This is a genomic window from Streptomyces sp. NPDC034049, assembly GCF_055575575.1.
Map to the genome: position 1 here is coordinate 59202 of NZ_JBVISJ010000002.1, position 15379 is coordinate 74580.

At 71.4% G+C, this 15379-nt stretch carries 14 protein-coding genes and 1 pseudogene; 8 read left to right on the forward strand and 7 right to left on the reverse strand.

Annotation, left to right across the window (positions count from 1 at the left end; translation table 11 throughout):
* The first annotated feature begins 344 nt into the window (after positions 1–344).
* The 4 genes from ACZ52C_RS05045 (at position 345) to ACZ52C_RS05060 (ending at position 4410) form a co-directional block, all read left to right on the forward strand.
* Positions 345–1319, forward strand: coding sequence for an ABC transporter ATP-binding protein (locus ACZ52C_RS05045; RefSeq protein ID WP_469073471.1), 975 nt, complete (start codon positions 345–347; stop codon positions 1317–1319).
* Positions 1316–2086: an ABC transporter permease gene (locus tag ACZ52C_RS05050; protein WP_469073472.1), complete on the forward strand. Its 771-nt coding sequence runs from the start codon at positions 1316–1318 to the stop codon at positions 2084–2086. The genes ACZ52C_RS05045 and ACZ52C_RS05050 overlap by 4 nt, the downstream gene beginning before the upstream one ends.
* A 180-nt stretch (positions 2087–2266) precedes the next feature.
* Complete coding sequence (locus ACZ52C_RS05055) at positions 2267–3547, forward strand: ABC transporter ATP-binding protein (RefSeq protein ID WP_469073473.1); 1281 nt, start codon at positions 2267–2269, stop codon at positions 3545–3547.
* On the forward strand, positions 3544–4410 hold the full coding sequence (locus ACZ52C_RS05060) for an ABC transporter permease (protein ID WP_469073474.1): 867 nt from the start codon (positions 3544–3546) through the stop codon (positions 4408–4410). Before ACZ52C_RS05055 ends, ACZ52C_RS05060 begins: the two co-directional genes overlap by 4 nt.
* Positions 4411–4440: 30 nt before the next feature.
* Here the strand turns inward: ACZ52C_RS05060 and ACZ52C_RS05065 are convergent, their stop codons facing one another.
* Positions 4441–4791, reverse strand: a complete 351-nt coding sequence (locus ACZ52C_RS05065) for an ATP/GTP-binding protein (protein WP_319107739.1) — start codon at positions 4789–4791, stop codon at positions 4441–4443.
* A 221-nt stretch (positions 4792–5012) separates the two neighbouring features.
* Here ACZ52C_RS05065 and ACZ52C_RS05070 point away from each other — a divergent pair, with 221 nt between their 5' ends.
* Positions 5013–6041, forward strand: coding sequence for an LLM class flavin-dependent oxidoreductase (locus ACZ52C_RS05070; RefSeq protein ID WP_469073475.1), 1029 nt, complete (start codon positions 5013–5015; stop codon positions 6039–6041).
* A gap of 85 nt (positions 6042–6126) precedes the next feature.
* Here ACZ52C_RS05070 and ACZ52C_RS05075 read toward each other — a convergent pair whose 3' ends face one another.
* Entirely contained in the window at positions 6127–6519 is a 393-nt protein-coding gene (locus tag ACZ52C_RS05075) for an SCO5389 family protein (RefSeq protein ID WP_005480204.1), read from the reverse strand.
* Between the two features lie 423 nt (positions 6520–6942).
* Between ACZ52C_RS05075 and nucS the strand changes: the two genes are divergently transcribed.
* Positions 6943–7614, forward strand: a complete 672-nt coding sequence (gene nucS / locus ACZ52C_RS05080) for an endonuclease NucS (protein ID WP_045558915.1) — start codon at positions 6943–6945, stop codon at positions 7612–7614.
* 85 nt (positions 7615–7699) lie between these two features.
* Here nucS and ACZ52C_RS05085 read toward each other — a convergent pair.
* Positions 7700–8154, reverse strand: a pseudogene (locus ACZ52C_RS05085) (IS701 family transposase); the annotation flags it as partial.
* A 49-nt stretch (positions 8155–8203) separates the two neighbouring features.
* Positions 8204–8827 carry a MerR family transcriptional regulator gene (locus ACZ52C_RS05090; RefSeq protein WP_469073476.1) on the reverse strand — a complete coding sequence of 208 codons (624 nt, stop codon included), beginning with the start codon at positions 8825–8827 and terminating at the stop codon, positions 8204–8206.
* A 90-nt stretch (positions 8828–8917) separates the two neighbouring features.
* Between ACZ52C_RS05090 and ACZ52C_RS05095 the strand changes: the two genes are divergently transcribed.
* Both ACZ52C_RS05095 and ACZ52C_RS05100 read left to right on the forward strand, forming a co-directional pair.
* Positions 8918–9319: a DUF3291 domain-containing protein gene (locus ACZ52C_RS05095; protein ID WP_469073477.1), complete on the forward strand. Its 402-nt coding sequence runs from the start codon at positions 8918–8920 to the stop codon at positions 9317–9319.
* A 41-nt stretch (positions 9320–9360) separates the two neighbouring features.
* Positions 9361–10818, forward strand: coding sequence for an MFS transporter (locus ACZ52C_RS05100; RefSeq protein WP_469073478.1), 1458 nt, complete (start codon positions 9361–9363; stop codon positions 10816–10818).
* Positions 10819–10930: 112 nt separating this feature from the next.
* Here ACZ52C_RS05100 and ACZ52C_RS05105 read toward each other — a convergent pair whose 3' ends face one another.
* The 3 genes from ACZ52C_RS05105 to ACZ52C_RS05115 form a co-directional block, all read right to left on the reverse strand.
* Positions 10931–13648, reverse strand: coding sequence for an ATP-binding protein (locus ACZ52C_RS05105; RefSeq protein ID WP_469073479.1), 2718 nt, complete (start codon positions 13646–13648; stop codon positions 10931–10933).
* Positions 13649–13923: 275 nt separating this feature from the next.
* The gene (locus tag ACZ52C_RS05110) at positions 13924–14247 is read right to left on the reverse strand and encodes an STAS domain-containing protein (protein WP_033526497.1); all 324 of its coding nucleotides are present in this window, start codon (positions 14245–14247) and stop codon (positions 13924–13926) included.
* Positions 14248–14443: 196 nt separating this feature from the next.
* Positions 14444–15292, reverse strand: a complete 849-nt coding sequence (locus tag ACZ52C_RS05115; protein WP_469073480.1) for a 3-hydroxyacyl-CoA dehydrogenase family protein — start codon at positions 15290–15292, stop codon at positions 14444–14446.
* Between the last annotated feature and the right edge of the window lie 87 nt (positions 15293–15379).

Sequence of the window (15379 nt, forward strand, 5' to 3'; positions counted from 1 at the left end):
CGTCTCCCCTCCGGGGGGCGCGGGCTTCGGCGTTCCCGGGGGCTGGTTCGGTGTCCTCGGGCCGCCGACCGGCCGCTCCGTCCGCCCCGCCGCTCCGTCCGCCCCGCCGCTCCCGCCGCCCGGCCTGCGGGCAGTCGTGCCGCTGGGGCGATGGGGGCACTGGTAAGCGCCGAGTCGCGCGGCCTACTCCCGCTCAGCGTCAGTGCCGGGTGCCTAATGGGTCGGGGGTCCACGTCGGATCGCGGCTGACACCACTAGGTGGCTGGTCGCGCAGTTCCCCGCGCCCCTGGAGGGGCTTCGCCCCTCCGGTGGCAGGGCCCCCGGCACCGCTTTAGCGTGGCCGCATGATCGAGCTCGACGGGCTGACCAAGCGGTACGGCGAGAAGGTCGCGGTGAACAATCTGACCTTCGCCGTGCGGCCCGGGATCGTGACCGGTTTCCTCGGGCCCAACGGAGCCGGGAAATCGACGACGATGCGCATGATCCTGGGGCTGGACCGCCCGACGGCGGGTGACGTCCGGATCGACGGCACCCACTACGACCGTCTGCGGGACCCGTTGACGTACATCGGCGCCCTGCTGGACGCCAAGGCCATGCACGGCGGCCGCAGCGCCTTCAACCACCTGCTGTGCCTCGCCCAGAGCAACGGGATCCCCCGGGCCCGGGTGCACGAGGTGCTGGACACGGTCGGACTGACGTCGGTCGCGCGGAAGAAGGCGAAGGGGTTCTCGCTCGGCATGGGCCAGCGGCTTGGCATCGCCGGCGCGCTGCTCGGCGACCCCCGGATCCTGATGTTCGACGAGCCCGTCAACGGCCTCGACCCCGAGGGCATCCACTGGATCCGGAACCTGATGAAGTCCCTCGCGGCCCAGGGCCGGACCGTGTTCGTCTCGTCGCACCTGATGAGCGAGATGGCGCTGACCGCCGACCACCTCGTGGTGATCGGACAGGGACGGCTCCTCGCCGACACCTCGATGGCGCAGTTCATCCAGCGGAACTCACGGTCGTACGTACGGATCCGCACCCCCCAGCCGGAACAGCTGCTCGACGCGCTGTGCACGGTCGGCGTCATGGCCGCGGCGACGGGCGACGGGGCACTGGAGGTGGACGGCGGGAAACCGGAACAGATCGGCGAACTGGCCGCCAGGCACGGGATCGTGCTGCACGAGCTGAGCCCCCAACAGGCGTCGCTGGAGGAGGCGTTCATGCGGCTGACCGCCGAGTCGGTGGAGTACCACGCGCACGACGGCACCCCGGTGGCGAGCCCGCCCCCCGCGACCGCCTGGGGCGCCGACCGGACGCGGGAGGGCCGGTCGTGACCGCGGCCCAGGTCGTCCGCTCGGAGTGGACCAAGATCCGTTCGGTGGCGTCCACGGTGTGGACGCTGTCGCTGGCCGGGCTCGTCACGATCGCGCTCGGTGTGCTGATCTCCCTGCTGTCGAAGAACGAGTTCGACCATCTCAGCCGCGACGACCGGCTCTCCTTCGACCCCACCTTCATCAGCTTCGCGGGAATGACCCTCGGCCAGCTGGCGATGATCGTGTTCGGGGTGCTGGTGGTGTCGAACGAGTACAACACCGGCATGATCCGGACCTCGCTGGCCGCCGTGCCGCAGCGCGGCACCTTCCTCTTCAGCAAGATCGCCGTGGCCACCGCCCTCTCCTTCGCGGTGGGACTCGTGACCGGCTTCGTGACGTTCTTCCTCGGCCAGGCGATGCTCGGCTCGCACCGGGCCGAGATCGGCGATCCGGGTGTTCTGCGCGCGGTCTTCGGCGGCGGGCTCTACATGACGCTGATCGCGATGTTCTCGATGGGCGTCGCGGCGATCCTGCGCAGTCCGATGCTGTCGCTCGGCATCCTGATGCCGTTCTTCTTCCTGATCTCCAACATCCTGGGCAATGTGAGCGCCACCGAGAAGGTCGGCCGCTATCTCCCCGACCAGGCCGGCAGCAAGATCATGCAGGTGGTCACCCCGGTCGACGACGACACGCCCTACGGGCCCTGGGGCGGTCTCGCCGTGATGGCGCTGTGGGTGGCGGCGGCCCTGCTCGGCGGATATCTGACGCTGAAGCGGCGCGACGCATGAGCAGGGCCTGACCAGCGGTTACGTACATGCCAAAACAACCGGCCGGTGACCTGCGCGGTTTTACTTCCTCTTGGCCGGAACCGTCAGCGCCCCGATAAGCTCCTAATCCTTACGGGGGCGTGCGCCCCGACGTCCTGAGACGAGTCCGAGACGTCACGAACCGTTCGATGGGTGCGGAGCATGATCGAGGCAGTCGGCCTGACGAAGCGCTATGGCGCCAAGACGGCCGTGTACAACCTTTCCTTCCAGGTGCGGCCGGGGGCCGTCACCGGCTTCCTGGGCCCCAACGGCTCGGGCAAGTCGACGACGATGCGCATGATCCTCGGCCTGGACAATCCCACCTCCGGGCAGGTGACGATCGGCGGCTACCCGTACCGCAAACTGCCGAACGCGGCCCGTCAGGTCGGTGCGCTCCTCGACGCCAAGGCGGTGCACGGCGGCCGGCACGCCCGCAACCACCTGCTGTCTCTGGCCCAGCTGTCGGGCATCCCGGCCCGCCGGGTGGACGAGGTGCTCGGTGTCGTCGGGCTCCAGGACGTCGCCAAGAAGCGCTCCAAGGGCTTCTCGCTCGGCATGGGCCAGCGGCTCGGCATCGCCGCCGCCCTGCTCGGCGACCCCCAGGTGCTGCTCTTCGACGAGCCCGTCAACGGCCTCGACCCCGAGGGCATCCTCTGGGTCCGCAACCTGATGAAGGCGCTCGCCGCCGAGGGCCGTACGGTCTTCGTCTCCTCGCACCTGATGAGCGAGATGGCGCTGACCGCCGACCACCTCATCGTGATCGGGCGCGGCCAGCTGCTCTCCGACATGAGCATCAAGGACTTCATCTCGGCGAACTCCGCCGACTTCGCGCGGGTGCGGACGCCGGACACCGAGCCGCAGCAGCGCGAGAAGCTGTCGGCGGCGCTGACCGAGGCGGGCGGCCAGGTGCTGCCCGAGCAGGACGGGGCACTGCGTGTCATGGGTCTGCCGCTCCCCCGGATCAGCGACCTCGCGCACGGCGCCGACGTACGGCTGTGGGAGCTGTCGCCGCACCAGGCCTCGCTGGAGGAGGCGTACATGCGGATGACGCAGGGCGCCGTCGACTACCGCTCGACGACCGACCAGAAGGCCGGTCTCCAGCAGCCCCTGCCGCCCGGCGCGCAGCCGCCGATGCCGGTGCCCGGTCAGGGCCAGCCGGGCTGGTACGCCCCGCCGGCCCCGCAACAGGGGGGCCTGCCGTACGCGCCGCAGGGCCACCCGGCACCGCAGGGTCAGCCGCCGGCCGGTCCCTACGGCGCTCCGGCTCCGGCGGCGCCCGCTCCGGCGCCCGCGCAGTCCCAGCCGAACCCGTACGCCCAGTCCGCGCCCCCGGCCGCGCCCCAGGCCCCCGCGCAGCCCCCGGCCGCGCCCGCGCCGGCCGCCCCCTCCCCCGCGGCCCCCGCGCCCGCCGCCGACCTGACGAAGTCCGAGGACGCCCGATGAGCACGCCCCAGCCGCCCCTCACCCAGCAGCCGCCCGCCCCCAACTGGCAGGGCGCGCCGGGCACTTCGTACACCTCGCCGATCCCGATCGTGCGCACCCACCTCGGGCACGCGATCTCCTCCGAGTGGACGAAGATCAAGTCGGTCCGCTCGACGGTGTGGACGCTGGGCGTCTTCGTCGTCCTGGTGATCGGTCTCGGTCTGCTCTTCGCCCTGATCGCCGCCTCCACGGACATGAACCTGGAGGGCGAGTCGCCGCTCGGCCTCGGTCTGTTCGGGCTGATGATCGGCAGCGTCTGCGTCATCACGCTCGGAGTGCTGACCACCGCGTCCGAGTACGGCACGGGGATGATCCGCACCACGATGACGGCCTGCCCGAGCCGCGGCCGGGTGCTGCTCGCGAAGGCCATCGTGTTCTTCGCGCTCACCTTCACGGTCACCCTGGTCACCACCGCGTTCGTCGGCTTCGCCCAGGTCGCGATCCTGGAAGGCAACGGGGTGGTGAGCCCCGACGGGGAGGAGTGGTTCAAGGCCACCGTCGGCGTGAGCCTGTTCCTCGCGCTCTTCGGGCTGCTGTCGCTGCTGATGGGCTCGCTGATCCGGCACTCCGCCGGAGCGATCACCATCATGCTCGGCGTCTTCCTCGCTCCGCTGGTCATCGCGATCTTCATGTTCTCGGAGTCGCTGAAGGACGTCCAGGAGTTCCTGCTGGAGTACTCGATCCCGAGTCAGCTCAGCGTCTTCTACGGCGCGGAGCTCAGCCAGACCGGCCCGTCGGGCTGGGACCCGCTGTGGATCATGCTCGGTCTGGTGGCGGCCGCGTTCGTCGGCGCGTACGCCCTGTTGGAGAAGCGGGACGTCTGACCGGGACCACGACCCAGGGTCCGCGAGGTGTCAGAATCGCGGCGCGTTACGGGACCGCTGCACCCGCGAGGTGCGGCGGTCCTTCGCGTTCCAGCAGGCCTTGTGCCAGTGCCGGCGCTCGTCGACACCGGAGTGCTCGGGCCAGGCGACGACGTGCGGCACCCCGGAGGGGATCATCTGGTCGCAGCCGGGGCAGCGGTAGGTCTTGCCGGCCGCGCTCGCGCCCGCCACATGGCGCACGCTCCACTCCTCGCCCCGCCAGGGCTCGCTGGTCTGCCAGCCGCCGTAACGGTCCGACCGGTCGTCCTCCGCGCTGCGGCCTGACGGACCCGGCAGGCCCGATGAACCGGAGTCCTTGGGGCGGTTGCGACGCGGGGACACGGAACACCTCACGGGGCTATACAGGGAGCAGGGTTGGTGTCCAGCCTACGCGGACCCGGTGGGGGTACGCGTACGTCGCCAATCCCCTCAGAACGCCCTCCGCCCGGCGCATTCTGCAGACAATCCGCAAATCTCGTCGCCAGGCCGTGTCTTCGGCACGTGTCACGGGGTTATGCCGGTGGGGGAGCTCCCGAGTCGGAGCCGAGGAAGCAGGAAGAGCGATGCACGTAGGAACATTTGTACTGGGAGCCCAGTTCCCCGGCCAGGGCCAGGGGGAGGCGCTCCACCGGGCGGTACGGACCGCCGAGGTGGCCGACGAGGCCGGGCTCGACGCTGTCTGGCTGGCCGAGCACCACTTCGTGCCGTACGGCACCTGTCCGTCGGCGATCACCCTCGCCGCGTTGCTGCTGGGGCGCACCCGGCACATCCGGGTCGGCACGGCGGTCAGCGTGCTGTCCACCGTCCACCCCGTGGCCCTGGGCGAACAGGCCGCGTTGCTGCATGTGACCTCCGGCGGCCGCTTCTCCCTGGGCGTCGGGCGGGGCGGGCCGTGGGTCGACCTGGAGGTGTTCGGCTCCGGGCTGGAGGCGTACGAGAAGGGCTTCCCGGAATCACTCGATCTGCTCATGCGGTGGCTGCGTGAGCCCGCGGTCTCGGCGTCGGGGGAACGATTCAGCTTCCGTGAGGTCCCCGTCGTGCCGCGGCCGGCGGAGGACCTGGACGAGACACCGGGTCCGGAGGTCGTCGTCGCCTGCACCTCGCCGACGAGTGTGAAGCTGGCCGCCGAGCGCGGGCTGTCGATGCTCCTCGGCATGCACGTCGGGGACGAGGAGAAGGCCGAGATGGTCGCGCTGTGGCGCAACTGCGCTCGGGCGGCGGGCCGTTCGCCGGAGGAGATCTCCGGCGCGGCCCATGTCTCGGCGGGCGTCTGCCAGATCGCGGACCGGCGCACCGACGCCGTGGAGGCGCTCACCAAGGCGATGCCGGGCTGGCTGAAGCAGGGCCTCGACGCGCATGTGACCGTCGACGGCCGCGCTCGCGCCATGCGGGACCCGCTGGCCTACACCGAACTGCTCTGCGGGCTGCACCCGGTGGGGACCCCGCGGCTGTGCGCCGACCGGCTCGCGGCGACCAGTGAGCGGACGGGCATCTCCCGCTTCGCCCTGCTCGTCGAGGGCTCCGGCGATCTGGCGGCGACGGAGGAGAACGTACGACGACTCGGTGCCGAGGTGCTGCCTCACCTCGGCTGAGCCACTGCGACCATGGGGAGCTTGCCGCCCCGGTTACCGATGCACCTCCCGCGATGGGAGCGGCAAGCTGTGGCGCGTCATGACCTCAGCAGTCCCGGAGTTCCGGGGACTGGTTGAGGAGCTGGCCGCGGATCGAGGTGAAGCGGGCCAGCCTGTCGTCCACGGACGGGTCCAGCGGGAACACCGCCACCCGGTGGCAGTTCTGGAAGGCCAGCCGTACACCGAAGTGCCGCTGCAGCGCGCCGCGAATCGCGTCACTGGCGAGCGCGCGCAGCAGCTGCCCGCGCGCCTGCTCGTCCGGCGGGGGCGTCTGGTTGTCGGCGAACTCTCCGCCGTCGACCTTCAGCTGGGCCACCAGAGAGCTGATCATCTCCCAGGCGTAAGGCAGGGAGGTCCGGACGCAGTCGACGAAGGCGGCTTCGTCGACCTCGCCTCGCTCGGCCTGTTCGAGTAGGGCCGGTGAGACGTCGAGCGACATGGGTTCTCCTCTCGCACCCCCACAACAACGGGGGTTGACGGACAGGGGCGGAGATCGGGTCGGCGAACACGCAGAGTGCACGCTTCGCGACCTCCAGTTTCTACGGTATGCAACCGAACGTGACCGCACCAGGAGATTGCGCGCACCGACAGGGCGTGTGACGCACACAATCAGCCAATGCCGAACAGGAGTTGACAGTGGCACATGCCGGGGGACGACGAAGGCGCACGTGAGGGGCGGGATGACGTGACGGAGGGCGACAGTGACCGGGCGGGGTGGGCGGAGCTGTCGAACGGTGGCGGGCGGGGCCGTCGAAGGGTGCCCGGCGGGGCCTTCGAAAGGTGCCCGGCGGGGCCTTCTAAAGGTGCCCGTCGCGGTGGTCGAATCGCGCGCACCCGTCGGCGTCGAGTAGCGTTGCCGACCATGCGTCTCGTCATTGCCCGCTGCTCCGTCGACTACGCGGGCCGGCTCACCGCCCATCTCCCCTCGGCCCCCCGCCTGATCCTGGTGAAGGCGGACGGCAGCGTCTCGATCCACGCGGACGACCGGGCCTACAAGCCCCTCAACTGGATGTCGCCGCCCTGCACGCTGAAGGAGGGCTCCGGTGACGAGGAGGGCGTCTGGACCGTCGTCAACAAGGCGGGCGAGAAGCTCATCATCACGATGGAGGAGGTCCTCCACGACTCCTCGCACGAGCTGGGCGTCGACCCCGGGCTGATCAAGGACGGCGTCGAGGCGCATCTGCAGGAGCTCCTCGCCGACCGCATCGAGACCCTGGGTGAGGGCTACACCCTCATCCGCCGCGAGTACATGACCGCCATCGGCCCCGTGGACATCCTGTGCCGGGACGCCGACGGCGCGACCGTCGCGGTGGAGATCAAGCGGCGGGGCGAGATCGACGGCGTCGAGCAACTCACGCGCTACCTGGAGCTGTTGAACCGCGACCCGCATCTCGCGCCGGTCCGCGGCATCTTCGCCGCCCAGGAGATCAAGCCCCAGGCCCGCGTCCTCGCCACCGACCGCGGCATCGGCTGCGCGGTCCTCGACTACAACGCCCTGCGCGGTATCGAGGACGACAAGCTGCGCCTGTTCTAGGGCGGCCGGCTTCCCGTGCCGGTGGCTCCTGAAGAGCGGGCGTCGGCCCGCGGGTGAAGCGGTGCGGCGCGTACTTCCACTCCTACTCCCGGGGAAGACACAACTGCCAGTCGAGCGGACACGAGGCTGTGTCGGTGGCGGCATGGACACTGACCGCGACCTGGCAGTTCGCCCGTTTCCCGAGCGCTCCGCGGTACTGGCGGGCGACCCCGACCGACGACGTGCCGCACTTGGGGAACGACACGTCGTCGATCACCACACCTCAGGAGCGATCGCCTCGCTCAACCGCTCGGCGATCCGCCGCCGAACCGGCAGCCAATCCCACGGCGACCGGTTCACGAACTGCCGCGGGGCCTGCATGTCGCCGTCCGGCAGACGCCCGGCCATCGGCTGGATCGACTTGCGACGGCCGTCCAGCATCAGGCCCCGCAGACAACACTCGCCCCACCGCCGCCGACCCCGCCGCGGCACCGACCCGAACACATCCTCCACGAACAGCCACAACGCAGCCCGCGATCGGTTCACTTCACACGCGTCCACACTCTCAACATGCTCTTGATCAGCACCAACGCATAGACCTGCCGAAGCACTAGCAGTCGCCGGCGTACCGGCGTGCCGACTCGTTCTCCTGGGCCATGCGCCGGAGCGCCAGCAGCGCGGGCTCCAGGAGGACGGTCAGCAGCAGGGCACGCTCGGCGGCCTCCAACGAGTCCTCGATCCCCTCCAGTTGATCGAGGTCGAGGGTCGCGGTGCGCTCCGCGAGGCGGGCGTAGGGCAGCAGCACCTGCCAGTCGAGCGGGGCGCCCAGGGTCCGCAGCGTGGTCAGGGTCTCGGCCAGCACCGCGCGCGCGGGCGCCGACTCGTGCACGTTCCAGCCCAGCTCCTCGACCAGGGCGTCGACCTTCCCGGTCTCCGAGGGGGCCTCGGCGGGCTCCTCGGTGAGCCGGATCGCCCCGAGGGCGAGACCCAACTGCAGGTGGGTGTCCCCTGCGTGCTCCGCCAGCGCGCCCAACAGCTCCCGGGTGGTGCTGACGGACAGTCCCCGCACACCGATCAGCGCACGGATCAGCCGGAGCCTGCGGACGTGGCTCTCGTCGTACTCGGCCTGGGTCGCGGAGATCTGCCGCCCGGCCGGGAGCAGCCCCTCGCGGAGGTAGTACTTGATCGTCGCGACGGAGACCTCGCTGCGGCGGCTCAGCTCGGAGATTCGCATCGGTCGCCCCCAGCACTAGAAGTTGGATACCTTCACTGTCTAACATAGATAGTGAAGGTATCCAATATCTCCCCGGAGAGGGCCACAGCCATGCCCACCCTGCGCTGGACCACGGTCAGCACCCCCGCACCGGACACCGAGGCGTTCGTCATGGCCTCCCGGCTGGAGGTCCGCTCGTTCAAGGACGTACCGCGGTTCTTCCTCCAGTCCCTGTCCGCGTGGAAGCAGGTCTCCGGCGCGCCCGGGGCCTACGGCGCCTCACTGATCGCCCAGCCCCTGAAGCGCACCTTCTGGACCCTGTCGGCGTGGGAGGACAAGGACGCGCTGTACACGTACGCCAAGACCGAACCGCACCGGTCGATCATGAACGGCCTGCGGCCCACGATGAAGGACTCGGTCTTCACCTTCTGGCAGGCCCCCTCGGCCGATCTGCCCATCGACTGGTCGGACGCCCGGCGCCGCCTCGCCGACCAGGCGCACGACGGCTCCTGACCCCCACCGGCCCCGCTTTCCACCAGGGAGAGACCCTCACCATGACGCTGTCCGAAGAGAACGCGGTTCTCGACCGTCCCGCCCCGGAGCCGGCCGCCTCCGGCGAGCGGCGCATCCCCCTGTGGCTCGCCGTCGTCGCGTGCAGCCTCCCCATGTTCATGGTCGCGCTCGACAACCTCGTCGTCTCCACTGCCCTGCACACCCTGGCCGTCGACCTGGACGCGAACACCCAGCAGCTCCAGTGGTTCGTCAACGCCTACGTCCTGAGCTTCGCCTGTCTGCTGATGACCGGCGCGGCCCTCGGGGACCGCTTCGGCCGTCGCGCGGTCTTCGTCGTCGGCATCGTCGTGTTCACGCTGGCCTCCATAGGCTGCGGCCTGTCCGACACCAGTGCCCAGCTGATCACCTTCCGCACGCTCCAGGGCTTCGGCGCGGCCGCGGTCATGCCGCTGTCGCTGACCCTGCTCGCCCAGGCGGTCCCCGAGCGCCTGCGCGGGATGGCGCTCGGCATCTGGTCCGGCGTGAGTGGCCTGGCCGTGGCCATGGGCCCCGTGGTGGGCGGCGCGGTGGTCGAAGGACTCGACTGGCGGTGGATCTTCTGGATCAACGTCCCGGTGTGCGTGATCGCCGTCCCCCTGATCCTGATCGCCCTGCGGGAGAGCTCCCTGCCCGGCACCCGCCTGGACCTGGTCGGCATGCTGCTGGCGGCGGCCGGGCTGTGCGCCGTGGTGTGGGCGATCGTGCACGGCGAGCCCGACGGCTGGACCTCGGCGAAGGTCCTGGGCACGTTCCTCGGCGGCACCGTGCTGCTGGTCGCCTTCGTCGCCTGGGAGGCCCGGTCGCCCGAGCCCATGCTGCCGCTGTCCTTCTACCGGGTACGGGCCTTCACGCTCACCAACGTGGTCTCGGCGACGATGTACTTCGGCGTGTTCGGCTCCCTGTTCCTGCTGGCCCAGTACCTCCAGCTGGTGCCGCCGCGCACCCCGCTGGAGGCCGGCGTCCGCACCCTCGCCTGGACCCTGATGCCGATGTTCGTCGCCCCGGTCGCCGGCCTCCTCACCGACAAGGTCGGCGGCGGCCGTCTGATGGCGCTCGGCCTGTTCCTCCAGGGCGTGGGGCTGGGCTGGATCAACCTGGTCGCGGACACCGACACGCCCTACTCCTCCCTGGTGGGCCCGATGGTCGTGGCGGGCATCGGCATGGGCTTCGTCTTCGCCCCCACCGCCGCGGTGGTCCTCGGCTCGGTCGCCAGGGAGCACGCGGGCAAGGCGTCCGGCGCCAACACCACCGTCCGCGAGATCGGCGGCGCGCTCGGCATCGCCGTGCTCAGCACCGTGTTCGTGACCTACGGCAGCACGCGCGGCCCGCAGGAGTTCGTCGACGGCCTACGGCCGGCGGTGTGGGTCGGCGTCGCCGTGGTGCTCGCGGGCGCCCTGTGCGCGCTCGCCATCCCGCGCCACCCGCGCCCGGCCACGACGACCGCACCCGACGGCGACTGAGGGCGACTGAGGGCGACTGAACGCCCCGCGACACCCTCGTCTCCCGCGCGACCTCTCGATCACACGGGAGACGACCGGCCCGTCCACGCCAGAAACGACCGGCCCGTCACCGTCAGGCCACGGTGTCGGCCGGAGGCTCGGGCACGGTCGCCGAGGCGGTCGTCGCCGTCGGGGCGGTGGCGGTGTCGGTGGTGCCGGGCGGCGGCGGGTTGTCGGTCGGATCGTCCGTGGGATCGTCCGTCGGGTCGCCGGTCGGATCGTCCGTCGGGTCGACCGTGGGATCGTCCGTCGGGTCGCCGGTCGGATTGTCCGTGGGGTCCGTCGACGGGTCGTCGGACGGCGTCGGCTTCGGGGAGGTCTTCGACGGCGACGGCGACGGCTTGCCCGACGACCCCGTCGTACCGCTCGGGTCGTCCGACGGCCCCGCCGTGTCCGACGGGGTGGGGTCGTCCGACGTGCCGTAGGTGCCGTCGGGACCGGGGTCGGTCGGTTCGGGCAGGGTGCCCGGGGCGTCGCCCTCGTCGCCCGCCTTGGGGCGGTCCGCGACGAGGCCGCCGTCGTCGACGCCCTCACTGGCGGACGGGTTGACGCCGACCCGCTCGGCGGGGGTGTCGCCGTTGCGGTCGGAGGTCGCGCCGAGGGTGACGACGGTGCCCAGGACGGCCGCGAGGAGCGCACCCGCGCCCGCCGCGACCAGGTTGCGCCGGGCCCCGCCGACCAGGGTCTTGAGACCGTTCAGCCGGTGCGCGGGCGACCGGGAGCCGTCCCGCTGGGTGACGAGTGTCGTCTCGCCGATGGCCGGCGCCGAGGAGGCCCCGCCCTTGCCGACCGGCCCCGAGCCCCATGCTCCCGAGCCGGAGGGCGACCCGAGAGCGGACCCGTTCGAGCCCACCGCCCCGAACCCGGCTCCGTTCGAGGCCACCGCCCCGAACCCGGCTCCGTTCGCGCTCACCGTCCCGAAACCGACCGCGTTCGCGCCCGCCGCCCCGAGGCCGGCCCCGGTCGGGCCGGCCGGCGGGTACGCGGACGGCACGCCCCCGGGCGGCGAGGCCGACTCCTCGTGCCGGGCGTCCGGCACCTCCTCCCCCGCCGCCGTGCGCCCGCCGGGCGGTGTCGCCCCGGAGCGGTCGGCGACCAGGGCGAGGGCCCGGCGTCCGGCGACGGTGCCGCGCTTGTCGGCGAGGACGTTGCGCAGCCCGATGGAGGCCTCCAACTCCGCCCGGGCCCGCTCCAACTGCCCGGAGCAGAGCGCGAGAACGCCCAGCTCATGGTGGAAGTAGGCCTGTTCGCCGGTCTCACCGGCGAGCCCGGCCGCCTCGGCGCCGGCCCGCAGCGAACGCTCCCAGGCGTTCCAGCGCAGCCCGGCGGCGAACGCGGGCGCGGCCTGCCGGGCCAGCACCACGGCGGCGCTCTCCTCGTCCTCACCGGACGGGGTGGTCGCCGGCACGAGCGCGGTGAGGGCGGCCAGGACGGCGTCCGCCTCGGCCGAGACCCGCTCGGGGGTGACCGAGGGGTGCCCGGCCCACCAGGCGTAGTGCTGGGCGGCGCTGCGGGCGCGCGCCTCGGTGTCGTCGGCGTACCCGGCGGCCTCCAGCTGGGTCCCCACCCCGGCGGCGAGCCGGTAGCGGGAGCCGACAGGTGTCACCAGGGCGCAGCCGACCAGCTCGCCGAGGGCGGCGTCGGCGTGGGTGTCGCCCACCAGGGCGGGCAGGTGCGCCTGGTGCGGGATCTCCCCGCCGAGCGCGACGGCGTACCTGAGCGTCTCGCGGGCGGAGGCGCTCAGCCGGGAGGCGAGCAGCGCGGCGGGCGCGGCCCCTTCGGCGAGCGACGGCAGGGGCAGGTCGTGCCCGTCCGGGACGGCGTCGAAGGGCGCGTCGAGGGGCGGCGCCTCCTGGAAGACCCCGAACTCGTCGACGGCGTCCGCGCCGGCGCGCTGCCGGTCCCGCTGCCTGAGCAGCGCACCGGCCTGGGTGAAGCGCAGCGGCAGTCCCTCGGACTCGAACCAGAGGTCACCGGCCCAGTTCGTCTCGTCCTCGGTGAGGGGCCGCCCGACGGCGCGCTCCAGGAGCTGTTCGCTGCCGGCCCGGTCGAAGCCGCCGAGGACGATCTCCTCCAGGGGCGCGTCGGTGGACGGCAGGGGCGTCGCGGGGGTGGCGGCGATGAGGAAGGCGCACTCGGGGGTGGCGTCGAGCAGTTCGTCGAGCGCGATCCCGCCGAACTCCAGGTCGTCCAGGACGACGACCGCGCCGATGTCCCGCACGATGTCGAGGATCTGCTGCCGGGCGGGCCGGAACAGCGGTGTGCTGTACACGGCTGCGAACAGTTCGTACAACAGGTCGTCGACCGTGCGCCGGAAACCGCTCAGCCGGACGACGCCGTCGGGGGCCAGATCCGCGCAGTCCTCGGCGACCGCGTCGAGGAGAGTGGTGCGACCGGAACCGGGGGCTCCGGTCAGGCGCACGGAGCGGCCGCGCGCGAGCAGCCGTACGAGGCGTGCTCTCTCCTCGTCGCGCTGGAGCAGCGGCAGCCGGGGCAGCGAGGGGCCCGGGGGCACCGGCGGCCGGGCGGCGCGGTCGAGGACGGCGCGCTCGGCGGCTGTGTGCTTCACGGGCTGACCAGGCAGTTCGCCCGGTGGGCAGTTCTCTATCTCGCTGCCGTCGACGGGGTTGACGGTGAGCAGGAAGTCGCCCGAGACGAGCTGGACGGTGCGGGCGAGCGCCGGGGCGTGCCGGTCGAAGTCCTGCGTCAGCGCGTCCCGTGGCGGACGCCTGCTCTGCGCCTGTGCGTCGTCATGGCCGTACTCTTCGGGTCCCCGGTTGTTCGGGTCCATCGGTCCTAGCCCCCCAAAAGCGTCTCGTGTGCTGGAGCCCCTCCCGGCCGTGTCGCACACCGCGCTGTCGCTTCTGGTCCGGAACCCGCTCGAGGGTAGCTGGCGGCGGGCAGCCGAACCCTAAACCTTCGCACAGTATCTCCGACAGTCCGGGGTCCCGCGCCGTCCGAGACATCACAGTCTCGTGAGGATTGCGAGCGTGGTGCGTTTCGCCCTCATGCTCCCCACGGGTGCCCCGCACCCACAGAGCCATACGTACAGACCCGCACACGCGTTCACACTCTGGGCAACGACTCCAGACCGATTCCGCCCTCGATCGCGAGGATGCGGTGCAGCCGGGTGGCCACCAGCAGTCGCTGCATCTGCGGTGGCACATCGCGCAGCACGAGCCGCCGTCCGCACCGTCCCGCCCGCCGGTGGGCTCCCATGATCACCCCGAGTCCGGTGGCGTCCCAGGAATCCAGCTCTGACAGGTCGAGCACCAGGTCGCCGGCTCCGTCGTCGACGGCCGAGTGCAGGACCGTACGGGCGTCCGCCGCGCTGCGTACGTCGAGGCGGCCCCCGACGACCAGCTCGGCGTGGTCGCCCCTGATGTACATAAGCGCTCCCGTGAGTGCGTCTCGTACTCCGTGATGAGTGATGCAACGTCTGACGGTGTTTGACACCGTCAGGTTGCCGTCTGTGAGCGAACCGATACCGAATTCACCTCAAGGGGTGAGGCCGGAGAGGCTCATGCGTTCACATGCGTGGGAGGGGCCGCCCGTGACGTGCGGGCCGGCGTGGGCCGGGTCCGCGTCAGTAGGTGTAGAAGCCCTGCCCGCTCTTGCGTCCGATGTCACCGGCGTCCACCATCCGGCGCATCAGCTCCGGCGGGGCGAACTTCTCGTCCTGCGACTCGGTGTAGATGTTGCTCGTGGCGTGCAGCAGGATGTCGACGCCCGTCAGGTCCGCCGTGGCCAGCGGCCCCATCGCGTGGCCGAAGCCCAGCTTGCAGGCGAGGTCGATGTCCTCGGCGGTGGCGACGCCCGACTCGTACAGCTTCGCGGCCTCCACGACGAGGGCGGAGATGAGACGGGTCGTCACGAAGCCGGCCACGTCCCGGTTGACGACGATGCAGGTCTTGCCGACCGACTCGGCGAACTCCCGTGCGGTGGCGAGCGTCTCGTCGCTCGTCTTGTAGCCGCGCACCAGTTCGCAGAGCTGCATCATCGGCACCGGCGAGAAGAAGTGGACGCCGACGACCCGCTCGGGCCGCTCGGTGGCCGCCGCGATCTTGGTGATCGGGATGGCGGAGGTGTTGGAGGCGAGCACGGCGTCCTCGCGGACGATCTTGTCGAGCGCCCGGAAGATCTCGTGCTTGACCTCGAGCTTCTCGAAGACGGCCTCGACGACGATGTCCGCGTCGGCCGCCGCGTCGAGGTCGGTGGTGGCGGTGATCCGCCCCAGCGCCGCCTCGGCGTCCTCGGCCGCCAGCTTGCCCTTGCTCACGAACTTGTCGTACGACGCCGTGATACCGCCGATGCCACGGTCGAGCGCCTCGTCGGTGACGTCACGCAGGACGACGTCCCAGCCCGCCTGCGCGGACACCTGGGCGATGCCGGACCCCATGAGTCCGGCTCCGATCACGGCGAGCTTCCGTGCCACTGTGCGACTCCCCTGGTACGCGCTGTCGATGACTGACCTCTCGGCCGGACACTAGCGCTCGTGAGGGGCTGTGTGACCGCTTAGTAA